Source organism: Marinifilum sp. D737 (assembly GCF_026672275.1).
In the GTDB taxonomy this organism is placed as follows: domain Bacteria; phylum Bacteroidota; class Bacteroidia; order Bacteroidales; family Marinifilaceae; genus Marinifilum.
In genome coordinates this window covers 29,037-49,840 of sequence record NZ_JANQCD010000029.1, presented here as the reverse complement: position 1 = coordinate 49,840, position 20,804 = coordinate 29,037, and the positions used below count along the sequence as shown (strand labels likewise).

Here is a 20,804-nt window from a genome sequence, read left to right as displayed (position 1 = left end):
AACCAGCACTTTAAAACATCCTATAATGACAAGAATTATAACCAAGATATCTCTAACAGGATTACTTTTTGTACTCCTCACTATGAACGGTACAGCTCAAAAACTAAACAACACCTTGTATTTGATGCAGAACGTACCTCAATCAAACCAGGTGAATCCAGCCATACAGCCAGATTGCAAAGTCTTTGTTGGCTTTCCGGCTCTTAGTTCCATCTATTTTAATTACAGCAACAGCAGTTTTGCTTATAAGGATGTGATTACTGATGGAACAGGTATTAGAAGCGATTCATTGGTTGTAGATGTAAATAGTTTTCACGATGCATTAAAAACTACCAACTTTCTTTCTCAGCAATTTGAATTGACTCTTTTTGCTTTGGGAATTAAGGCCAAGGACTTCTATTTCACTCTTGATGTGATCGAGAAAGAAGACTCGCGCTTTAGTTTCGATAAGGAAATGATTACATTTTTAAAGAACGGTAATTACGATTTTAGAGGAAGAACTGCCAATTGGGGTGGTTTGGGCGTTGATGCCAATGCCTATCATGAAATTGCCTTGGGAATTTCCAAAAAAATCAACGACAAATGGACTGTAGGTATAAAAGGGAAAGTTCTTTTTGGCATCGCCAATCTTCATATGGAGGAGTCAGACATGTCTGTTTTTACCTCCTTAACCGGCGCCCAAGTGATACTGAACTCAAAACATCGATTAAGAGCTTCTGTTCCAATCAACCAAATTACTTACGATGCCAATGGTTTTGTTGATGATATTAATTTTAACAGTGATGATTTTGATGAAGATTTCTTCTTGAATACCGACAACAAAGGTTTTGCTGTTGACTTGGGTATGACTTACAAAATGGATGAGAAGACCACACTTTACGCAAGTGTACTTGATATTGGAGGTATTACCTGGAAATCGAACGGCTATGAGTTTGTTCAGGATGGATCGTTCACTTACAATGGTGCAGACTGGTCACAATCGGGAAATTCAAACGATCCAAACTACAGAGAAATAGAAGATGTATTTGATGATTTGGTGGATGACATCCAAGATGAATTTAGAGTGTCAGATTTGACGGGTTCTTACTCTGTGGGCTTACCAAGCAAAATTTATTTGGGAGGTACGCACCAAATTCATAATAGAGTAAATTTAGGAGCTTTAAGTCGAACAGAAATTTTCAATGGCAAGGTTCAATCATCACTTACCTTATCGGCAAATGCGAGATTTTTTAGAAACCTTAGTACAAGCTTAAGCTATACTGCTGTAAACAATTCTTATAATAATATTGGATTTGGAGTAGCTGCTAAACTTGGTCCTGTTCAGTTTTATACCATTACCGATAATATATTGGCAGCAATTCGCCCTAACAGTGCTCAAGTTGCCAATGTACGTTTTGGCTTTAACCTGTTGTTTGGCTGTAAGGATAAAAACAAAAAGAAAGATGAATGCTCGTGGTTTGAACCTATAGGAAATAAAAAGAAACCATTATACAAATAAGTTGTAACTTTATATTGCTCTGTGTAAACAGAGTGTTTACATCAATTTAAATTCCGGGCTACCTTCTGTAGGTAGTCCTTTTTTTTCTGAAAGTCTTCAAATTTTTAATAAACTAGATAGCGGTACTCCGCACCTTTAGATTTGATAATTTGTTAAATGTTGTACAAATACTCCAGTGCTACGCACCTAAAGCTCTTTGTAAGAACAAAGCAGCAGAGCTGCGCAGTATTTATAGAACTATGCAATTGCATTTTTAATTAGGTGCAGAGCACCGCAGTCTGAATTGAAATTTTCTCAACACTTTTAAGCTTCATTAACTTTTATTTAAACCATTTAGCACATTTACATCCTACATTTGTAGTGTACAAAACAGAGAAGTTTTTTCATATCAAAATGATTTTATATTAAAGTGATATGGAAGCCGAAAGAAAATTCAATTATAAAACTGAAATCTAAATAATTCAATTTTCTTTCTCGTTTCATAGAATTAGATTTAGGTTAGTAAATAGTGGTTAGAGAAAATCCCGGACTGAACAAGTTCGGGATTTTTCTTTGGTATAAACTAAGCTTCAAAATTCACTTTTAAGCTTCATTAACTTTTGTTTAAACCATTTAGCACATTTACATCCTACATTTGTAATGTACAAAACAGAGAAGTTTTTTCATAGAATTAGATTTAGGTTAGTAAATAGTGGTTAGAAGAAAATCCCGGGCTAAACGAAGCTCGGGATTTTTCTTTGGGATAAATCAATATCAGTCTCAGCTCCTTTAGCATACCAATTCCTATGCTCCCATTTACTCATTCGTTATAATTCTGTTATCTTTGTCAATCAAATTATAAGAATATGGCATTTATAAAGTTTATCATTATTGCTGTCGGTATTTATTACCTGCTAAAATTGATCATTCGTGCAATGTTCCCTTTTTTGGTGCAAAAAACTTTTGATAAAATGCAAAAAGAGGCCAACAGACAGCAACAAGAACAAGAAAAGCGAGAAGGTGAAGTTACCATCGATAAAAATTCAAATACCAAATCTAATCCTAACAAAAAGGATGTAGGTGATTATGTGGATTTCGAAGATGTGGATTAATTAATTTTTTAATCTTCTGCTACGCAAACGATAGTATTACACTATCCAGCAAATAAATTATCAAAAACACTAGAAATTAATGATATGGAAAAGCCATCGAATGGCTTTTTTTGTATTTTTGTGTTTCGTTCAAATTAAAATAATAAACTCAAAATATAAGATTTATGGCTCAGGAAGATGTTTTCAAGAAACTGGTTGCCCATTGTAAGGAATACGGTTTTGTATTTCAGTCGTCGGAGATTTACGATGGACTAAGTGCTGTTTACGATTACGCACAATTGGGTGTTGAATTGAAAAACAACATCAAAAAGTATTGGTGGGATTCAATGGTAAAATTGCACGAAAATGTTGTAGGGATTGATTCTGCTATTTTTATGCACCCAACCATTTGGAAGGCATCGGGCCACGTTGATGCTTTTAATGATCCTTTGATCGATAACAAAGATTCGAAGAAACGTTACCGTGCTGATGTTTTAATCGAGGATTTGATGGCTAAATATGAAGCCAAAATGGATAAGGAAGTTGCCAAAGCAAAGAAAAAATTTGGTGAATCTTTCGACGAAGAACAATTTAGAGCAACCAATCCTCGTGTTAAGGCAAACAAAGAGAAAATGGATGCTGTCCACAAGCGTTTTGTTGATGCTTTGGATAAGAACGATTTGGACGAATTAAAGCAAATCATTATCGATAACGAGATTGCTTGTCCTATTTCGGGAACTAAAAACTGGACCGATGTTCGTCAGTTCAATTTGATGTTCTCAACTGAAATGGGTTCTACAGCTGATGGTAGTAGCAAAATTTTCCTTCGTCCGGAAACTGCACAGGGTATTTTCGTAAACTACCTAAATGTTCAGAAAACAGGTCGTATGAAGATTCCTTTCGGGATTGCTCAAATTGGTAAAGCATTCCGTAACGAGATTGTTGCTCGTCAGTTTATCTTCCGTATGCGTGAGTTCGAACAAATGGAACTTCAGTTCTTTGTTCGTCCGGGAGAAGAAATGAAATGGTTCGACAAGTGGAAAGAAACGCGTATGAGCTGGCACAAAGCTCTAGGTTTCGATGATGATAAATATCGTTTCCACGATCACGATAAGTTGGCTCACTACGCTAACGCTGCAACCGATGTTGAATTTAAATTCCCATTCGGATTTAAAGAAGTGGAAGGGATTCACTCTCGTACCGATTTCGATTTAAGTCAGCACCAGGAATTTTCGGGAAAGAAAATTCAGTACTTCGATCCTGAACTGAACAAGAGCTACGTTCCTTATGTAGTGGAAACATCGATTGGTGTTGACCGTATGTTCCTTCAGATTATGTCGGAAGCTTATGCAGAAGAGAAAATCGAGAAAGAAGATGGAAAAACCGACGAACGTGTTGTATTAAGACTACCAGCTGCTTTGGCTCCAATCAAATTGGCAGTTATGCCATTAACAAAGAAAGATGGTCTTCCTGAAAAAGCTCGTGAAATCATCAACGACTTGAAATTCGATTTCAACTGTCAGTACGATGAGAAAGACTCAATTGGTAAGCGTTACCGTCGTCAGGATGCTATTGGTACTCCATTCTGTGTAACTGTTGATCACCAATCATTGGAAGACAACACAGTTACAATTCGTCATCGCGATACCATGGAACAAGAGCGTATCGAGATTTCTAAACTAGCTGAAATCTTAGATTCACATGTTAGCATGAAATCTTTATTCAAGAAATTGAAATAAGCGAAATTCAAAATATAGGAAAGCCATTCTCGTTTGAGGATGGTTTTTTTGTTATCACCCCATCCTAACCTTCTCCTTGAGGAAAAGGAACAAGAACTACAAAAATATTATTTTGTATTTTGAGGGTCTCACTCTAAGTGAAGCTGTCAATAAAATAAACCCCACATAGTCATACCCTGACATTTACAGCTTGCTTAAAGTCAGAGCATGACAAATCACCTTAGAATGAGATAATTTCAATTTCACTATATTTAAGCTTAGCATTTTAAACCCTACAATCATGCCCAAGCTTAAATTTGCTGCCATACAAATCAACAATTGTGATGCAAAATCCATCGAGGAACGAGATGCTAACCTGCTTCATGCTCAAAAAATAATTGATGAATTAGAAGCGGTTGATCTAATTGTTCTGCCAGAGCTTTTCACAAGTGGATATTCCCGGGAAACATTCGAGCAATTAGGCGAATTAGCCGAAGATGTAAATGGCAAAAGCTTTCAGTTTTTTTCTGATGTGGCTCAAAAGAGAAACTGCTACATCTGTTACGGTTTTCCCCAGAAAAAAGAAGATGCTTTCTTTATCTCGCAAGCTCTTGTCAATCCTAAAGGTAAACTGGAAGCCATTTACAGCAAGCAACACACGGCTCAATTCGGAAACTCTATGGAAAAGGAGTATTTCCAAAAAGGTGAGAATACCATCAGTTTCGAGATCAATGGTGTAAAAATTAGCATTATCATTTGTTACGATATACGATTTCCTGAATTAACAAGAACATTGGCCTTAGATCATGAAATTGATTTTCTGATACATCCGGTGGCTTTTTACAAGGACAACAGTTTTCCTAGCTGGCATCATTTTGTGATTACCCGAGCACTGGAAAATCAAATTTACATGTTGAGTTTGAACCGAGCCGGAGAAGAATATGGCAATTCTATTTTCTGTCCGCCTTGGATTGACTATCACACCTCTCCCACTGTTTTAAATGAAAAAGAAGATCTTATCATTGATGAAATTGAAACGGATATCATTAATCAAGTGCGAGAAGAATATCGATTTCGTGAAGATAGGCTATCAGAATATTAAATCTTACTCAAGCAATGTATCTTCATAAACTCTTTTCTTTAAAATACATTTCAAGTTCTTATTTTTGGGATCAGTAAAAAATTCAACGCACTTTTGGGTTTTAAAAGTACATTTTGTATATCTCCCTTCTTGAATGATAAAATATTTTGTTTTAAAATAATCTACTGCTATAGAATCATTTTTAAAATGATCTTTTAATTGATTCAATACAAAAACACATTTCCCAGAAAGAATTAATGGAGGCTCAAGCTTTTTCTTACATACTTGCCCAAATGAATACAAACCCAACAAGAGAATTATAGTACAAAAAATTATCTTTTTCATCATATTTCGAAATTTTGCTCCCTTCAGCTTTAACTGAAGGGAGTTTTTCTGTTAAATTTAAGCAAATTGTCTCATATAAGCACCTACATATCCTTCTTCATCATCATACCAGTACATGTAGTAACCTTTATCATTCTGTCCGGTTCTTTTATCTCCAACCTGCTCGCCTCCTTTTAATTCGCTCATTTCAACTTTCATTATAGCATCCTGTGTAAAATCATTTAATTTTTTCATAACGAAATTAATTTTAACAAACTTCCACTCCATATACAGTTGTTAATTGTATATTTCTCCTCTTTTAGATAGCTTTGCAGTATAACGATTGTAGCATAGCTACTAAAAATTGCTCCCGGGGTGAGGATGGATTAATATATTTTTATCCCGGGACGATTTATACAAATTTTCTTGTCTAATTTATTGATTACAAATGTTAAAATTGGCAGGGAAGAGTTTTTGTTATAATTTAGAATCTCTCTACATTGTTTTTTACTAAACCACTAACTAACAAATGAAAAATTTATTAAGCCTACTGCTACTTGTTGTAGTAAGCGTATGGCAGGCTGGAGCCTGCACAACTGCCGTAATTTCCGGCAAGTACACCAAAGATGGTCGCCCAATGATTTGGAAACTGCGCGACACAGAAAGTTTTGAAAACAAAATGATGTATTTCACCGATGGCAAATATCCATACATCGGTATGATCAATTCCAACGACGAAAAAGGGGAACAAGTTTGGGGTGGATCTAACGCTATGGGTTTTGCAATCATGAACTCTGCATCTTTCAATGTAAACATGCAGGATACAACTTCATTGAAAGATCAGGAAGGACGCTTTATGAAATTGGCCCTGCAACAGTGTGCAAACCTTGAAGAGTTTGAGCAATTGCTGAAAGATACACCTAAACCAATGGGATTGGCTGCTCACTTTGGTGTACTGGATGCTGATGGAAATGTTGCATTTTATGAAGTAAACAATCATACTTTTACCAAATTCGACGCTAACGATCCTGCACAAGCGCCAAATGGATACATTCTTAGAACCAACTACTCCTTTACTGGTAAAAAAGATATTGGTTATGGATTTATTCGTTTCCAAACCGCTCAGGATATTTTCTACCAAGCCGATGCTTGTGGTGATATGAATGCAAAGACTGTGATTCAGAACTTCTCAAGATGCTTAAAGCACCCTGTTTTGAAAAGAGACTTCAGAAAAGAGTTTGAAACTGTAGCTTACGGAGAAAACTTTGTAAACTCAGGTGATTTAATTACTCGTCACGGCTCATCATCTATGATCATGATTGAAGGTGTGAAAGAAGGCGAAGACAAAGACATGGCTACCATCTGGACTCAGGTTGGATTCCCAAATACCTCAATTGCTTTGCCAGTTTGGGTAAAAGGTGGCAAGAATTTGCCTAAAGTATTATTGGCTGATGGAAAAGAAAACTGCCCATTGAATGCAATGGCTATGGAATTGAAAGACCGCTGCTATCCAATTTCTCGTTCGGCTGGATACAAATACTTAAAAGTATCAGAATTGATTAATGCTGAGAAGACTGGTATTATTCAAAAACTTGAAAAAGCTGAAGAAGAACTTTTCAAAAATACAGAGGAGCACCAAAAGAAATGGCGTTCAGCTAAAGTGAATAAAAAAGAGATTGAAGAATTCTACCAATGGTTGGATGATTACACTTACAAAACTTATAAGGGCATGCTTGATACCCAAAAGTACCAAAGTTTGTAAGGAAATAAACAATCGTAAAAACATTAAGTGAAGCACAGGGCAATATTGTTCTGTGCTTTTTGTATTTTAGAGCCTGAATTTAAAATTATCAATTATCAATGATGAATTATGAATTGATTCACTCATAATTCATCCCCGATAACTATCGGGATCCTAATTCATAATTCAATATGAGTTTTAAGTCGATATTTAAGTCCGCATTGCCTCACCTGGTATCCATCCTGGTATTTTTAATTGTAGCATTCATGTATTTCCAGCCTGCTATGGAGGGAAAACAGTACAAAAAGGGTGACTCAATTCACGCTTGGGGTGCTAAAAAAGAAATTATTGATTTTCGAGAAAAGACAGGCGAAGATGCCTTGTGGACCAACTCGATGTTTGGAGGAATGCCATCTTACCAAATTAATGTTGATTACCAAGCAAAAGACATGTACACTTTTAAGAAGATGATGGAGCTTTATACTCCAGATCCTGTGAAGTACCTCATTCTGTACATGCTTGGTTTTTATATCCTTCTCATTAGTTTACGAGTTAATCCATGGCTCTCCATCGCGGGTTCCGTTGCATATGCATTTTCCACTTATTTCATCATTATCATTGGAGCAGGACATTTGTGGAAGGTAAATGCATTGGCTTTCATCCCTCCCGCCCTTGGTGGAATATTAATGGTATTAAGAGGACGATATCTTTGGGGTGGAATTATAGCCACATTCTTCCTGATCATGGAATTGTATTCCAACCACATACAAATGACTTATTATTTTATGCTTACGGTTATTTGTATTCTGATCTATGAATTCTACCACCAGTTTAAAGAAAAGAATCTGAAACATTTCTTTAAAGCCATAGGAGTACTTGCCATAGCTTCGATTATTGCTTTGGGGGTTAACTTTACGAACTTATATAGCTCATACGAATACAGTAAATCCACAATTCGAGGTAAATCGGAATTGAGTTTGGGTAATAAGGACAACCAAACCACTGGAGTAGATAAAGATTACGGAACCATGTGGAGTTACGGAATCCAGGAAACTTTAAGCTTATTGATTCCCAATGCAAAAGGCGGCGGTGGATCTCCACAAGAAGGCATACAGGTTTTGAACTATGTAAATGGCGGTCAGGTTAAATCGGTTGCTGATTATTACAATATGGAACAGGTGAAAAACCACCACTACTGGGGAAATCAGTTATTTACCGTTGGTCCTGTTTATGTAGGAGCCTTTATCTTGTTTTTATTCTTTTTAGGGCTATTTATTGTGGCAGGTCGCCTAAAATGGGGATTGCTAACAGCTACTATTTTGGCAATCATGCTATCCTGGGGACATAACTTCCCTGCCCTTACAAATCTGTTTTTCGATTACGTACCACTTTATAACAAGTTTAGAGCAGTATCATCCATCTTGATTATCGTTGAGCTGTGTATTCCTCTATTGGCCATTTTAGCGCTTAAAAAGCTAATTGATGAACCTGAGATACTGAAGAAAAAAGTGAAGTTTGCTTCTCTAAACCTAAATGTATTGGTTCTGCCATTTGCATTAACAGGAGGTGTTGCACTTCTTCTCTATCTTATCCCAACTTTTGGTTTGGATTTCTTAAGCGATGTGGAACAAAACTATTTTACTCAAATTAGTGCTTCCAATCCGAATGCAGTTTCTTTCATTGCTCAAATTCAGAACGATTTGGTCAATGCTCGTATCGACATGTTCAGAGCTGATGCTTTAAGAAGCTTCCTGTTCATTATAGTTGGTGCAGCTTTGGTTTGGGCTTATTCTAAAGATTATCTGAAAGCAAAATTCTTTATTCCAGCGGTAATTATTTTGGTTATAGCTGATTTGTATCCGGTTAACAAACGCTTTACTACCAATGATGCATTTGTAGAAAAGAAAGAACTGAACCTGGCATACATGCCTAATATGGCAGATTTTCAAATTCTGCAGAACGAGTTAAAAAACAATCCTGAATTAAAGGCAATTGCCGATCAGGCAGTAAAAGACTACACCCGAAAGAACAGAAAAGCCAACGATTACGAAAAAGTAGCAGCACAAATTTGGGCCGTTACCTACAACACCAATTACAGGGTGTTTGAACAAATCGGTGGTCCTTTCCAGAATGCACGTCCATCTTACTTCCACAAATCCATTGGAGGTTATCATGGAGCAAAATTGCGTCGTGTTCAGGAATTGTACGAATATCATATCGACAAAGGCAACATGAAGGCTTTGGACATGTTGAATGCAAAATACATTATTAGCCAGGGAGAAAAAGGAGCTCAGCTAAGCATTAATCCAAACGCACTCGGAAATGCATGGTTTGTTGATTCTTATAAATTGGTTAAAGATGCCAATGAAGAAATCATGCTTTTAAATGGCTTTGATCCGGCTAAAGAGGCAATTGTTGATCAGCGTTTTAAAAATCAGTTGAAGGGCTTAAGCATTATTGCAGATTCAACAGCCAACATTCAAATGACAAAATATTCGCCAAATCAGATTAACTACCAGTATCAGGCAAAAACAGAACAACTGGCTGTTTTCTCTGAAGTGTATTATCAACCTGGTTGGAATGCGTATGTCGATGGAAAACCAGCAAAACACTTTAGAGCAAACTATGTTCTTCGTGCCATGAAACTTCCAGCAGGAAATCACAAAGTTGAGTTCAAATTTGAACCTAAGGGATACTTTGTTGGTGAGAAAATTTCATTGACCAGTATGATTCTTTTCTTTGTAATTGCAATTGGAGCAATTGTGTTTGGCATTAAAAACTATAAAAAGGAAAATGTCTAGCGGATACACCAAACCACAACAATTTGTAAACTTCATGCAGAAAATTGTTTTTCTGCATATCGTACTGTTTTTTCTACGTTGGTTCTATTTCTTTATAGAGAAGTTAGTACCTAAGAACAAGAGAATTGCACTTTTCTTTTTGACCGAAAAAAACTATTTCGACAATTCAAAATACCTGTTCGAATACATGAGGGTGAAGAACGATTTCAACAGCATTTTGTTTACACCACACAAAGAATTATACAAGCAGTTACAAGAGAAATTTCCAGGCGAAGTGGTCTACGCCTGGTCTGTTAAAGGTTTTATACTGTTTTTACGAAGCAAGCATGTAATTATTTCCTATGGAATTAGTGCTGCTGCTTTTGCACCATATTACCTGAATACAAAGTGTAAAAACATCATCTATCTGGGACATGGAACTCCAATGAAAAAAATGGGTTTACAAACTGCCGTGTGGAGAAAATATGGAAAGCAGAAACAACTTCAGGGCTATTCCTACATGGTGGGGAGTTCGCCTTTAGAGCAAATCATACATGCTGCCGGATTTAATATGGACATGAATGATGTTTGGGTAACGGGTTTGCCACGAAACGACTACTTGACTGATCCGGAACATTTAAATACCGATTTGCTTCTTAAAAATCCTTTTCTGGATCGGAAAATTATACTTTACGCACCAACCTGGCGCGAGGAAGGACACAAAACTCACTTTTTCCCATTCGAAGATTTTAATGCCGATCAACTTTCAAAATTCCTGGAAGAAGAAGATGCATACATTCTGGTTCGTGGGCATAAAGAAGATATCAAACGTAAATCTGTTCAAAAAACACATGATTTCTTTTCAATCGAAAGAGTAATAAAGGCCGACCAGGACAGGTTTGCAGATGTGTATGACTTGCTTCCTTACGTAGATATTCTGGTTACCGATTATTCATCGCTTTGGATCGATTACCTATTGCTTGATCGACCAGTTGTTTTTCTTCCTTACGATTTGGAAGAATACAGTCAGTACAAAGGTTTTTTCATCAACTTTGATGAGAACAGTCCTGGTGCAAAATCGGAAAGCCAAAAAGAGTTTATCACTCACCTGAAACGCTATTTCGATCAACCATTGACACATGCCAAGTGGCGCAAAAAAATTCGCGACATGTACCACACTTACCAGGATAATGGCAGTTGCGAAAGAGTTTACAACGAAATTCGAAAATTGAATCAATAAATGAACCTAAATAAACATTCCAAGCCAGTTATATTTTTCACCACTCTTTTGGGGTGGATTTTTCTTGTTCCGTTAAGTTACCTGATTCCCAAAAAGAAAAACCTGATGGTTTTAATGGGTGCCAAAGATGGATTCTTTAACGACAATGTAAAATTCTTTTTTCTCTATTTGGCCGAGAAAAAACCGGATCAGGAATTCTATTTGCTAACTGCAAACAGGGATGTTTTCAATGAACTGAATCAGAAATACGACAATATTCTCTACTACCCTTCATGTAAAGCTTATTGGATTATGCTGAGAAGTAAAGTGTTTGTAGTTGATAATTTTTCTTGGATGGACAATTGTCGTTTTCAATTGTTTTGGAGAGCAAAAATTGTACAAATATGGCATGGCATTGGCTTCAAGAAAATTCAACGCAGCAATAAATTTTTCATTCAGGAAACCAGCTCATTATACCGCAGATTCATTCTTAACTTTGTGGGGAAATTGCCAAAATATCAAGCGCTAATTTCTACTGGCAAGTTCTTTACCGAAAAATTCTTTAAACCAGCATTTATAAGCGATCATTTTATTGATACGGGTTATCCTAGAAACGACATCATTGTAAATCCTGAAAAGTACGAGAATGCACTTTTAAATTCGGATGTAGAAACCATCAGTAAAGTTGCGGAAATGCGCAAAAATGGAATCAAATCGATTCTGTATGCTCCAACATTTCGCGATACAGGTGGCGATGGCATTTCTGATGAGATTCTTGATTTAAAATCGCTTAACGAATTCGCCTTGCAGAACGATTTGGTATTTGTGTTCAAACTGCATCCTTTGCCACAATATCAAACCATAAGCGATGATTTTGAAAGAATTCTATGGTACGATAATGTAAAGGATGTTTACCCTTTCCTTCCGGAAACCGATGCCATGATTAGCGATTATTCTTCTATCTACATGGATTATATCTTGTTGAATCGACCGGTTTTCTTCTTGCTTTACGATCGTGAGAAGTATGAAACCAAAGATCGAGAGCTACACACTTTCTTTAACGATTTTATTGTTGGACCGATTTCTACCAATCAACAAAAATTGCAGGAAGATTTGATAGAGAATCTGAGCAATAAAGATCTCTTTAAAGGCAAGCGAGAAGAAATTATTCAAAAATCCTACGATAACATTGATGATAAAGCTTCTGAGAGAATTTTTAATTTCATCCAAGAACATTATCTTCGCCAGTAAACTGCAGGCAATTATCAGTAAACAATAAACAGTCAACAAAAGACAAACAACAATCATATGAAACGCGTAATCACTTTTGGTACTTTTGATTTATTTCACATCGGACATTTAAGAATTTTAGAACGTGCCAGAGCACAGGGTGATTACTTAATTGTTGGAATCTCTACCGATGCTTTAAACTTCTCTAAGAAGCAAAAGAATCCTATATACACCGAAAAAGATCGAATGAGAATCATTGAATCTTTAAAAGTGGTTGACGAAGTGTTCTACGAAGAATCTTTAGAGCTTAAAGGCGAATACATAAAGAAATACAATGCCGATGTCTTGGTTATGGGTAACGACTGGGAAGGAAGATTTGATGAATTCAAATCGCTTTGCGAAGTTGTATATCTTGAACGTACTCCATCCATTTCAACCACTGAGATTATTGAAATCATCAAGGAATAATTTTTCCTTTTATCAAACTCAGATTTTATTTTCCCGGAATGCTTCTATATTTGTGCCCGAACCACCAATATATTAAGCATGACACCACTATTGTATTACCTATTTCTAAAGCCAATATCTCTACTACCACTTCGTGTTTCGTACCTGATATCGGATCTGCTTTTTGTTTTAAACCATTATGTCATTCGATATCGAAAAAAGCTGATTCTGAATAACATTCGAAACTCATTTCCTGAAAAAAGCCATGAGGAACACAAAAGAATTGCCCGAGATTTTAATCGTTTCTTTTGTGATTTTATAGTAGAAAGTATCAGATGCTTTAGCATAAGTGCCAAAGAAGCTCAAAAACGATGCAGAATAAAAAACCTGGAAGCTATTGATGAATTGTATAAACAAAAGAAAAGTATTGTGCTTGCATTTGGGCATTACAACAACTGGGAAATGGTTGCTACTGCACTTGGCGGCTCGTTAAAACACAAAACCAGTGCAATTTACAAACCATTATCAAATAAATTTTTTGACAAGAAATTTAGAGAAACCAGAGGCAAATCAGGACTGCAACTGATTCCCAAACAAGAAACAAAAAGCTTTTTAGAAGATAAAAAAGACAAAACATATTTAGTAGGATTTGGTAGTGATCAATGTCCCAAGCGCAACAAGACAAACTTATTCTGGACTAAATTCCTAAATCAGGATACCGCTGTAATGTTTGGTACAGAAAAATATGCTGTTGATTTTGATTATGCAGTTGTTTTCCTAAATATTGAAAGAGTTAAGCGCGGATATTATGAAGTAGAATTAAAGATCATCGAAGAAAATCCGCAACAAGCTAAATATGGAAGCATTACAAAGCAACACACCAAACTACTCGAAGATCAAATCATACAAAATCCCCAATACTGGCTATGGAGTCACAAAAGATGGAAGTTACAAAAGCAAGATCATGAAATTTGTCATTAACCAAGCTTTATGTACTTTTTAACAAACTGGTTGAAATCAGATGATATTTTAAAGGCAAAAGACAATAAAAGATAAACTCCGCCAACTATTGATGACCTGATTGCAATATCGAATACAAACCAGTCCATTTTTGGTAACAGTGTTCCAGCGTAATAAGCTGTGACAGCAACCAATATCACCATTAAATAACGGTAATTAAATGGTTGAAATTTATATTTATTCAGTAAAAACAGATACTTGGATAAGTTAAAAAATAAAGTTGCTGTTACAGAGGCTATTGCTGCTCCTGTAATCCCCCAGATCGGAATCATGATAAGGTTGGTAATAATTACCAAAAGACCATATAGAGTCATGAATACAGCCTGCATTTTATAGTATGGCGATGATTGAATAATTACCCCACTCACTCCTGATGCCATCTGTATTACATGCCCAATACCAATAAAAAACACAACATATTTCCCATCAATAAAACGATCAGATACAATTTCAAAAACATTATCAATATTGATCCAGATGCCAATAAACAAAAGGCATCCTACCATAAACTGATGTAATCCGCTTTGTGAGTATATTTGAGCAATTGTTTTTAAATCATTCTTTTTCCATGCCTCAGCAATAACCGTACTTGCTATTTTTTTCAAACTTCTTGAAGGCATAGAAACCAAGGTTCCAAAATTGGTCATGGTTGCAAAAATCCCTGTTGACCCCAAACCAATAAACCCTTCAATCATGATTCTGTCAATTTGGTTGGCTAACTTATCACTTAAGCCATTCAATATCCCAAATAAGGAAACACTAGCCATCGATTTTCGTAGTTCCGGCGTAACAAACTTTAAATTGGATGCAAAAGAAATTTGTCCACGTACCCAAAGTAAAATGAATAAAAACACTGTTGGAGAGCAATATGCCAGTACGTAAAGTAAAATAAACTGAGAAAAATCGATCACTTTTACCGAAAAGAGGATCAAAAAAATAAGGTTTAGAACTTTAAAAACAATATCTCTAAAAAAGGTCCCTGAAACTGCATCATACATCACTCTGTTGTACCCCTCAAACAAATTATAGAAAAGGGTGAAAAATATCAATGGAATCAGATAAATCAAGTAGTTCAAATACATTGGTGATTCATCTTGATATGTTTCGATTGCAATGGGTTGCAAAATAAAATAAGCAATAAGCGACATTGCAAAACCAGCCATACCAACCCAAAACAGAATAAACAAATAGCCGTTGTGATTTACATTCTCGTTACGGAAGTAAGGAAACAAACGGGCTGTTACATTGTTAAAACCAAGTGTTGAAAATTGTGCTGCAACAGTAGTAATCGCACCCAACCAGGCAATTAATCCTATTTGATCGGTTGCAAAAAAACTGGGATACAATATACCCGTATTTAAAAATCCCAAAATCGCTCCGATATACGAAACGAAACTTCCCTTAATGGTTTGTTGTCGAATAATTCCCAATGTGCAATTGTATATTTGGTAGTGATACAATCACAAATTTAACAAAAAAGGAATGAGTGAATGAGTGAATGTGTAATTTTGTGAATGAGTAAGCTTAAACATCCAATTACCAAAACCACTTTTTGCTCTTGAAACTTGTAACTGGTAACATGAAGCTTTTCATCAAAAAATTGTATTTTCGCAAGTGACCAATTAATGATTGATCCTAATCGGTTTAAAACAAGCTAACATATGGCACAAAAAGAAAATGGCTCAAAGCGCCGCTTGCGCTCCTCTTATATCACTTCAGTTATCAGTATTTCTCTGGTTCTTTTCATGCTGGGACTAACGGGTTTGCTGATTTTAAATGCAAATCAGCTTTCAAATTATGTGAAAGAAAATATTGGAGTCTCCATCATTCTAAAAGACAATGTGAAGGAAGTAGAAATAAGACGTTTGCAAAAAAACCTGGATGCCACAGAATTTGTAAAAGCAACCGAGTTTGTTGACAAAGAAACTGCAGCAAAAGAGCTACAGAAAGAATTGGGTGAAGATTTTATTTCTTTTTTAGGTTACAATCCGTTACAAGCTACAATAGACGTTAAGCTATATGCAGAGTATGCCAACCCTGATAGCATTGCTGTAATCGAAAAAGATTTTACCAGATACTCGCAAGTGCAAGAGGTTTACTATCAAAAATCATTGGTTCATTTGGTAAACGATAACGTAAAAAGAATCAGTTTAATCCTTTTGGGCTTTAGTGCCATTTTATTTGTTATTTCGTTTACACTGATAAACAACACAATACGATTATCAATCTACTCGCAGCGCTTAATTATAAACACCATGCAATTGGTTGGTGCCACAAGAGGTTTTATTCGTAAACCATTTATAGGCAAAGGACTTCTTCACGGATTTTTAGGCGCATTGATTGCAAACGCTATGCTTTCTGGTGTTATATACCTTTCGCAACAAGAACTCAGACAAGTAATTACTTTTAACAATACCGAACTGGTAGGAGTATTATTTTTACTGATTATTCTAACTGGTTTATTCATCACCTGGATTTCTACCTTATTTGCGGTGAATAAGTACTTGCGATTGGAATCAAGATCATTGTACTAAAGATTAAGAGTTAACAAAACTTAAGACATTTTAAATGCTAATTCAGTAAAATTTATTGTAAATTTGGCATTGATTTCCGAACACGGATAAATTTTGAAAACATGAACAAACAAAATAACAAACCAGGTTTCGCTCTTGGCAAAGAGAACTACAAACTTCTTCTGATTGGTTTTGTAATTATCATTATTGGATTTTTGCTTATGATGGGTGGTGGCTCTGATGATCCTAATGTATTCGACGAAAGCATTTTCAGTTTCAGAAGAATTACGCTTGCTCCATTGGTGGTATTGTTCGGATTTGCTTTCGAAATTTATGCCATAATGAAGAAACCAAAAGAAAACAAATAGCGTAACACCTATCTGATTCCGAGTTAAATATCGGAAAAAACACTACTTAATTTTATGAATTGGATTGAAGCCTTAATCCTTGGATTACTCCAGGGACTTACTGAATTTTTGCCTGTTAGTAGCAGTGGACACTTAGAACTGGGAAAAGCTCTTTTAGGTGTTGATGCTGAAAATAATCTTGCTTTTACTGTAATTGTGCATGGTGCAACAGTACTTAGTACCATTATTGTTTTCAGAAAAGATATTCTTTCACTGTTTAAGGATGTTTTTCATTTCCAATGGAATGAATCTACCCAGTATCTTTTTAAAATTGCCATATCAATGATTCCAATCGGAATTGTTGGTGTTTTCTTTAAAGATGAAGTATCAGAACTCTTTGATAACAATGGAATTCTGCTTTTGGTAGGTTGTATGTTATTGGTAACAGCAACTTTACTGGGATTTACCTACTATGCCAAACAAAAAGACAAAGAAATATCCTTTAAGGACGCTTTAATCATTGGATTGGCTCAAACATTTGCCATTCTACCTGGTATTTCGCGTTCCGGAGCTACCATTGCAACAGGATTACTGCTTGGCAACCGAAAAGCAGACATTGCAAAATTCTCTTTCCTAATGGTTTTGGTTCCGATTATTGGAGAAAATATCCTTTGTCTGGCCAATGGCGAATTTACCTCTCAAGGAAACATAGAAGTAACACCTTTAATTGTTGGTTTCTTTGCAGCTTTTATCTCTGGATTACTGGCTTGCAGCTGGATGATTAAGCTGGTTAAGAAAGGAAAACTAATCTATTTTGCCATTTATTGCCTGATTATCGGAGTAATTGCTATTTTTGCAGCCTAATTGTAAAAATGGCAAATCACTTCTAATGATTCGATTCGAAACCGATAATGACTTTCAACAAGGGGCTTTTATTCTGCTGAATAAGCCATACAAATGGACTTCGTTTGATTTGGTGAACAAGGTAAAGTTCAAAGTCAAACACAAGCTTCGCGTGAAAAAAATTAAGGTTGGTCATGCAGGAACACTAGATCCTCTGGCAACCGGATTGATGATTGTATGTGTTGGAAAATACACCAAAAAGATTGATACTTATCAATCGCAGGTGAAAGAATACATTGCCACTTTACAATTGGGAGCAACCACTCCTTCCTTCGATTTGGAAACAGAAATCGATCAGGAATATCCAACAGAGCATATTACTCGTGAACTGGTTGATAAAACATTAAAAGGTTTTATTGGAAGCATTGAGCAACGACCACCAGATTATTCGGCAGTTAAGGTTAACGGTAAACGTGCCTACGAATATGCACGAAAAGGTCAGGAAGTTGAAATTAAGAAGAAAACTTTGGTGATCGATGAAATCGAAGTTATCGAATTTGCAGAAAATGTTCTGAAGATTAGAGTGGTTTGCAGTAAAGGAACCTATATCAGAGCTTTAGCACGCGACATTGGTCAAGCTTTAAATAGCGGTGCTCACTTAACAGCTCTGCAACGTACTCAAATCGGCGATTTCAAAATCGACGATGCAATTGAAATTGAAGATTTTATAAAATTCTTAGAAAATTTATAACTATCTTGCAACTTTTTCGTAAAAGGGAATGCTTCGCGTTTTCCAATAACAAAAAATATATTTTAAAAGTCATTCAGCCTTATGAAGTTATCTAAGTTTAAGTATAAATTACCTACAGAACTTATTGCTTTACATCCAGCCTACAACAGAGATGAATCTCGTTTAATGGTACTTCACAAAGACACAGGTGAAATTGAGCACAAAATCTTTAAAGATTTGATCGAATATTTCGATGATGAAGATGTAATGGTGTTCAACAATACCAAAGTGTTTCCTGCTCGTTTGTATGGTAACAAAGAGAAAACAGGTGCCGAAATTGAAGTATTCTTATTGCGCGAATTGAATCGTGAACAAAGACTATGGGATGTTTTGGTTGATCCGGCTCGTAAAATCAGAATTGGTAATAAATTGTACTTTGGTGATGACGACTTGTTGGTTGCTGAAGTAATTGACAATACTACATCGAGAGGTAGAACACTTCGTTTCTTGTACGATGGACCATATGATGAATTCAAGAAAACTCTTTTCGGATTAGGAGAAACTCCTCTTCCAAAATTCATCGATCGTTCGGTAGAACCAGAAGATGCAGAACGTTACCAAACTATTTTTGCTAAGCACGAAGGTGCAGTTGCAGCTCCAACAGCTGGTATGCACTTTAGCCGTGAGCTAATGAAGCGTTTGGAAATTAAAGGTATCGATTTTGCAGAAGTAACTCTACATGTTGGTTTGGGTAATTTCCGCACTGTTGATGTTGAAGATTTGACCAAACACAAAATGGATTCTGAGCAGATCTTTATCGAGGATGAAGCTGTTGAGAAAGTAAACTTGGCTAAAAAGAAGAAGAAAAATGTTTGTGCAGTTGGTACTACTGTTATGAGAACGCTTGAAAGTTCTGTATCAACCATGGGAACGCTTAAACCTTTCGAAGGATGGACAAATAAATTTATTTTCCCACCTTACGAATTCCATGTGCCAAACAGAATGATTACCAATTTCCACCTACCACTTTCTACTTTAATGATGATGGTTTGTGCATTTGGAGGTTACGACAATGTAATGGCTGCCTACGAAGAGGCTATTAAAGAAAAATACAGATTTGGAACTTACGGTGATGCAATGTTGATCATCTAAGACAATCTATAAAATACTTTGCAAAAGCTGGTGATTCATTAATCATCAGCTTTTTTTATGTAGTCTTAACATGAGTAGTGATAATTTTTACTATTTTTCCATCCGTTTAACAAATTAAATTTTAACTATGGAAGTTATCGAACAAAGAAGCGATAAGAATTTTGTTGCAATGCTATTATTATGCTTTTTCCTTGGAGGATTGGGTGTACACCGTTTTTATGCAGGTAAAATTGGTACTGGAGTATTAATGTTATTAACCCTAGGGGGATTTGGTATTTGGACTCTTATTGATTTTATCATCATTGCTGTAGGAAGCTTTAAAGACAAAGAAGGGCGCTATATTAAAAACTAAATAGTAAATAACTAAAAAAGAGATCTGCAAAACAGATCTCTTTTTTTATTCTTCGGTATTTATCATCCAGCTTGAAAATACATTCAGATAGTTCCAATAAGACATTAAAAGTTCATCTGAAAGACCAAGTTCCGGTAATAATTTCTGATAACATTCAAGCCAGATTTTCCTTCCTTCAGTTGTAATTTTAAATGGCTTGTGGCGACGCACCAACATTGGTTCTCCCCTGTTCTGATTGAAATATTGTGGTCCTCCTAAAATTTGAATAAAAAAATCTGATGAGCGCAACTTGGCTGCTTCAAATTCTTTATCATCGGGAGGAAACATAGCACCTATCTCGCTTTCGCGCAAAAGACTGTAATGATCGTCTACTAATTTTCTGATTCCTTCTTCACCCAAAATCGTTAATATTTCTCTATTTGGTCTGGTTACCTGTGGACGTTCACCAAATTGATATTCTTTAATTTCCAGTTTCATATTATACCATTTAAATTTCAGAGTAAGCTATAGAGAAGCTATGAAATATTAAATTGAAATGCCGATATATAATTGGTTCGACATTTGAAGTTTTATGAACAGATGGCGAATACAATTTATAATCGGTATTATTACTTGATTTAAACTTAAAAGTATCAAAGATTTTCTAAATCGCTACTGCTTTATTAAAAAAAAGACCAATCACTCTTAATTTTCTAAAATCTCCTAAAATTTATTTTTCTTACAAGCCATAATTTGATAA

The 20,804-nt window shown here is 35.7% G+C and carries 20 protein-coding genes; 16 read left to right on the top strand and 4 right to left on the bottom strand.

Going from position 1 to position 20,804, the window contains the following annotated elements; genetic code table 11:
- The first annotated feature begins 25 nt into the window (after nucleotides 1-25).
- The 4 genes from NQ163_RS15875 (at nucleotide 26) to NQ163_RS15860 (ending at nucleotide 5,388) form a co-directional block, all read left to right on the top strand.
- Complete coding sequence (locus NQ163_RS15875) at nucleotides 26-1,498, top strand: DUF5723 family protein (protein ID WP_268191314.1); 1,473 nt, start codon at nucleotides 26-28, stop codon at nucleotides 1,496-1,498.
- An 845-nt stretch (nucleotides 1,499-2,343) separates the two neighbouring features.
- On the top strand, nucleotides 2,344-2,589 hold the full coding sequence (locus NQ163_RS15870) for a DUF4834 family protein (RefSeq protein WP_120238155.1): 246 nt from the start codon (nucleotides 2,344-2,346) through the stop codon (nucleotides 2,587-2,589).
- 164 nt (nucleotides 2,590-2,753) lie between these two features.
- Nucleotides 2,754-4,307 carry a glycine--tRNA ligase gene (locus NQ163_RS15865; protein ID WP_268191313.1) on the top strand — a complete coding sequence of 518 codons (1,554 nt, stop codon included), beginning with the start codon at nucleotides 2,754-2,756 and terminating at the stop codon, nucleotides 4,305-4,307.
- 280 nt (nucleotides 4,308-4,587) lie between these two features.
- Entirely contained in the window at nucleotides 4,588-5,388 is an 801-nt protein-coding gene (locus tag NQ163_RS15860) for a carbon-nitrogen hydrolase family protein (RefSeq protein ID WP_268191312.1), read from the top strand.
- A gap of 3 nt (nucleotides 5,389-5,391) precedes the next feature.
- Here NQ163_RS15860 and NQ163_RS15855 read toward each other — a convergent pair whose 3' ends face one another.
- Both NQ163_RS15855 and NQ163_RS15850 read right to left on the bottom strand, forming a co-directional pair.
- Nucleotides 5,392-5,712 carry a hypothetical protein gene (locus NQ163_RS15855; protein ID WP_268191311.1) on the bottom strand — a complete coding sequence of 107 codons (321 nt, stop codon included), beginning with the start codon at nucleotides 5,710-5,712 and terminating at the stop codon, nucleotides 5,392-5,394.
- A gap of 57 nt (nucleotides 5,713-5,769) precedes the next feature.
- Entirely contained in the window at nucleotides 5,770-5,946 is a 177-nt protein-coding gene (locus NQ163_RS15850) for a hypothetical protein (protein WP_268191310.1), read from the bottom strand.
- A 274-nt stretch (nucleotides 5,947-6,220) separates the two neighbouring features.
- Here NQ163_RS15850 and NQ163_RS15845 point away from each other — a divergent pair, with 274 nt between their 5' ends.
- The 6 genes from NQ163_RS15845 (at nucleotide 6,221) to NQ163_RS15820 (ending at nucleotide 14,089) form a co-directional block, all read left to right on the top strand.
- On the top strand, nucleotides 6,221-7,453 hold the full coding sequence (locus tag NQ163_RS15845; RefSeq protein WP_268191309.1) for a carcinine hydrolase/isopenicillin-N N-acyltransferase family protein: 1,233 nt from the start codon (nucleotides 6,221-6,223) through the stop codon (nucleotides 7,451-7,453).
- Nucleotides 7,454-7,623: 170 nt separating this feature from the next.
- Nucleotides 7,624-10,233 (top strand): YfhO family protein, encoded by a 2,610-nt coding sequence (locus NQ163_RS15840; protein WP_268191308.1) that lies wholly within the window; start codon nucleotides 7,624-7,626, stop codon nucleotides 10,231-10,233.
- Entirely contained in the window at nucleotides 10,226-11,452 is a 1,227-nt protein-coding gene (locus tag NQ163_RS15835) for a CDP-glycerol glycerophosphotransferase family protein (protein WP_268191307.1), read from the top strand. The genes NQ163_RS15840 and NQ163_RS15835 overlap by 8 nt, the downstream gene beginning before the upstream one ends.
- Nucleotides 11,453-12,682 carry a CDP-glycerol glycerophosphotransferase family protein gene (locus tag NQ163_RS15830; protein WP_268191306.1) on the top strand — a complete coding sequence of 410 codons (1,230 nt, stop codon included), beginning with the start codon at nucleotides 11,453-11,455 and terminating at the stop codon, nucleotides 12,680-12,682.
- Between the two features lie 57 nt (nucleotides 12,683-12,739).
- Nucleotides 12,740-13,129: an adenylyltransferase/cytidyltransferase family protein gene (locus tag NQ163_RS15825; protein ID WP_268191305.1), complete on the top strand. Its 390-nt coding sequence runs from the start codon at nucleotides 12,740-12,742 to the stop codon at nucleotides 13,127-13,129.
- A gap of 78 nt (nucleotides 13,130-13,207) precedes the next feature.
- The gene (locus NQ163_RS15820; RefSeq protein ID WP_268191304.1) at nucleotides 13,208-14,089 is read left to right on the top strand and encodes a lysophospholipid acyltransferase family protein; all 882 of its coding nucleotides are present in this window, start codon (nucleotides 13,208-13,210) and stop codon (nucleotides 14,087-14,089) included.
- Here NQ163_RS15820 and NQ163_RS15815 read toward each other — a convergent pair.
- Nucleotides 14,086-15,558, bottom strand: coding sequence for an oligosaccharide flippase family protein (locus NQ163_RS15815; RefSeq protein ID WP_268191303.1), 1,473 nt, complete (start codon nucleotides 15,556-15,558; stop codon nucleotides 14,086-14,088). The two genes, NQ163_RS15820 and NQ163_RS15815, sit on opposite strands and share 4 nt — an antisense overlap.
- A 231-nt stretch (nucleotides 15,559-15,789) precedes the next feature.
- On the opposite strand from NQ163_RS15815, the gene NQ163_RS15810 reads away from it, so the two are divergent.
- From NQ163_RS15810 to NQ163_RS15785, 6 genes are all read left to right on the top strand, one after another.
- The gene (locus NQ163_RS15810) at nucleotides 15,790-16,662 is read left to right on the top strand and encodes a cell division protein FtsX (RefSeq protein WP_268191301.1); all 873 of its coding nucleotides are present in this window, start codon (nucleotides 15,790-15,792) and stop codon (nucleotides 16,660-16,662) included.
- 101 nt (nucleotides 16,663-16,763) lie between these two features.
- Nucleotides 16,764-17,009, top strand: coding sequence for a DUF3098 domain-containing protein (locus tag NQ163_RS15805; protein ID WP_268191300.1), 246 nt, complete (start codon nucleotides 16,764-16,766; stop codon nucleotides 17,007-17,009).
- A gap of 54 nt (nucleotides 17,010-17,063) precedes the next feature.
- Entirely contained in the window at nucleotides 17,064-17,852 is a 789-nt protein-coding gene (locus NQ163_RS15800) for an undecaprenyl-diphosphate phosphatase (protein ID WP_268191299.1), read from the top strand.
- Nucleotides 17,853-17,877: 25 nt separating this feature from the next.
- Nucleotides 17,878-18,582, top strand: coding sequence for a tRNA pseudouridine(55) synthase TruB (gene truB, locus NQ163_RS15795; RefSeq protein WP_268191298.1), 705 nt, complete (start codon nucleotides 17,878-17,880; stop codon nucleotides 18,580-18,582).
- Between the two features lie 81 nt (nucleotides 18,583-18,663).
- Nucleotides 18,664-19,713: a tRNA preQ1(34) S-adenosylmethionine ribosyltransferase-isomerase QueA gene (gene queA / locus NQ163_RS15790; RefSeq protein ID WP_268191297.1), complete on the top strand. Its 1,050-nt coding sequence runs from the start codon at nucleotides 18,664-18,666 to the stop codon at nucleotides 19,711-19,713.
- A 127-nt stretch (nucleotides 19,714-19,840) separates the two neighbouring features.
- Nucleotides 19,841-20,065: a TM2 domain-containing protein gene (locus NQ163_RS15785; RefSeq protein ID WP_268191296.1), complete on the top strand. Its 225-nt coding sequence runs from the start codon at nucleotides 19,841-19,843 to the stop codon at nucleotides 20,063-20,065.
- Nucleotides 20,066-20,110: 45 nt separating this feature from the next.
- On the opposite strand, the gene NQ163_RS15780 is transcribed toward NQ163_RS15785, so the two are convergent.
- Complete coding sequence (locus NQ163_RS15780) at nucleotides 20,111-20,542, bottom strand: globin domain-containing protein (RefSeq protein ID WP_268191295.1); 432 nt, start codon at nucleotides 20,540-20,542, stop codon at nucleotides 20,111-20,113.
- Between the last annotated feature and the right edge of the window lie 262 nt (nucleotides 20,543-20,804).

Coding starts and splice junctions, on each gene's coding strand:
- NQ163_RS15875 (WP_268191314.1), top strand. CDS start 26: ATGACAAGAATTATAACCAAGATATCTCTAACAGGATTACTTTTTGTA.
- NQ163_RS15870 (WP_120238155.1), top strand. CDS start 2,344: ATGGCATTTATAAAGTTTATCATTATTGCTGTCGGTATTTATTACCTG.
- NQ163_RS15865 (WP_268191313.1), top strand. CDS start 2,754: ATGGCTCAGGAAGATGTTTTCAAGAAACTGGTTGCCCATTGTAAGGAA.
- NQ163_RS15860 (WP_268191312.1), top strand. CDS start 4,588: ATGCCCAAGCTTAAATTTGCTGCCATACAAATCAACAATTGTGATGCA.
- NQ163_RS15855 (WP_268191311.1), bottom strand. CDS start 5,712: ATGAAAAAGATAATTTTTTGTACTATAATTCTCTTGTTGGGTTTGTAT.
- NQ163_RS15850 (WP_268191310.1), bottom strand. CDS start 5,946: ATGAAAAAATTAAATGATTTTACACAGGATGCTATAATGAAAGTTGAA.
- NQ163_RS15845 (WP_268191309.1), top strand. CDS start 6,221: ATGAAAAATTTATTAAGCCTACTGCTACTTGTTGTAGTAAGCGTATGG.
- NQ163_RS15840 (WP_268191308.1), top strand. CDS start 7,624: ATGAGTTTTAAGTCGATATTTAAGTCCGCATTGCCTCACCTGGTATCC.
- NQ163_RS15835 (WP_268191307.1), top strand. CDS start 10,226: ATGTCTAGCGGATACACCAAACCACAACAATTTGTAAACTTCATGCAG.
- NQ163_RS15830 (WP_268191306.1), top strand. CDS start 11,453: ATGAACCTAAATAAACATTCCAAGCCAGTTATATTTTTCACCACTCTT.
- NQ163_RS15825 (WP_268191305.1), top strand. CDS start 12,740: ATGAAACGCGTAATCACTTTTGGTACTTTTGATTTATTTCACATCGGA.
- NQ163_RS15820 (WP_268191304.1), top strand. CDS start 13,208: ATGACACCACTATTGTATTACCTATTTCTAAAGCCAATATCTCTACTA.
- NQ163_RS15810 (WP_268191301.1), top strand. CDS start 15,790: ATGGCACAAAAAGAAAATGGCTCAAAGCGCCGCTTGCGCTCCTCTTAT.
- NQ163_RS15805 (WP_268191300.1), top strand. CDS start 16,764: ATGAACAAACAAAATAACAAACCAGGTTTCGCTCTTGGCAAAGAGAAC.
- NQ163_RS15800 (WP_268191299.1), top strand. CDS start 17,064: ATGAATTGGATTGAAGCCTTAATCCTTGGATTACTCCAGGGACTTACT.
- truB (WP_268191298.1), top strand. CDS start 17,878: ATGATTCGATTCGAAACCGATAATGACTTTCAACAAGGGGCTTTTATT.
- queA (WP_268191297.1), top strand. CDS start 18,664: ATGAAGTTATCTAAGTTTAAGTATAAATTACCTACAGAACTTATTGCT.
- NQ163_RS15785 (WP_268191296.1), top strand. CDS start 19,841: ATGGAAGTTATCGAACAAAGAAGCGATAAGAATTTTGTTGCAATGCTA.
- NQ163_RS15780 (WP_268191295.1), bottom strand. CDS start 20,542: ATGAAACTGGAAATTAAAGAATATCAATTTGGTGAACGTCCACAGGTA.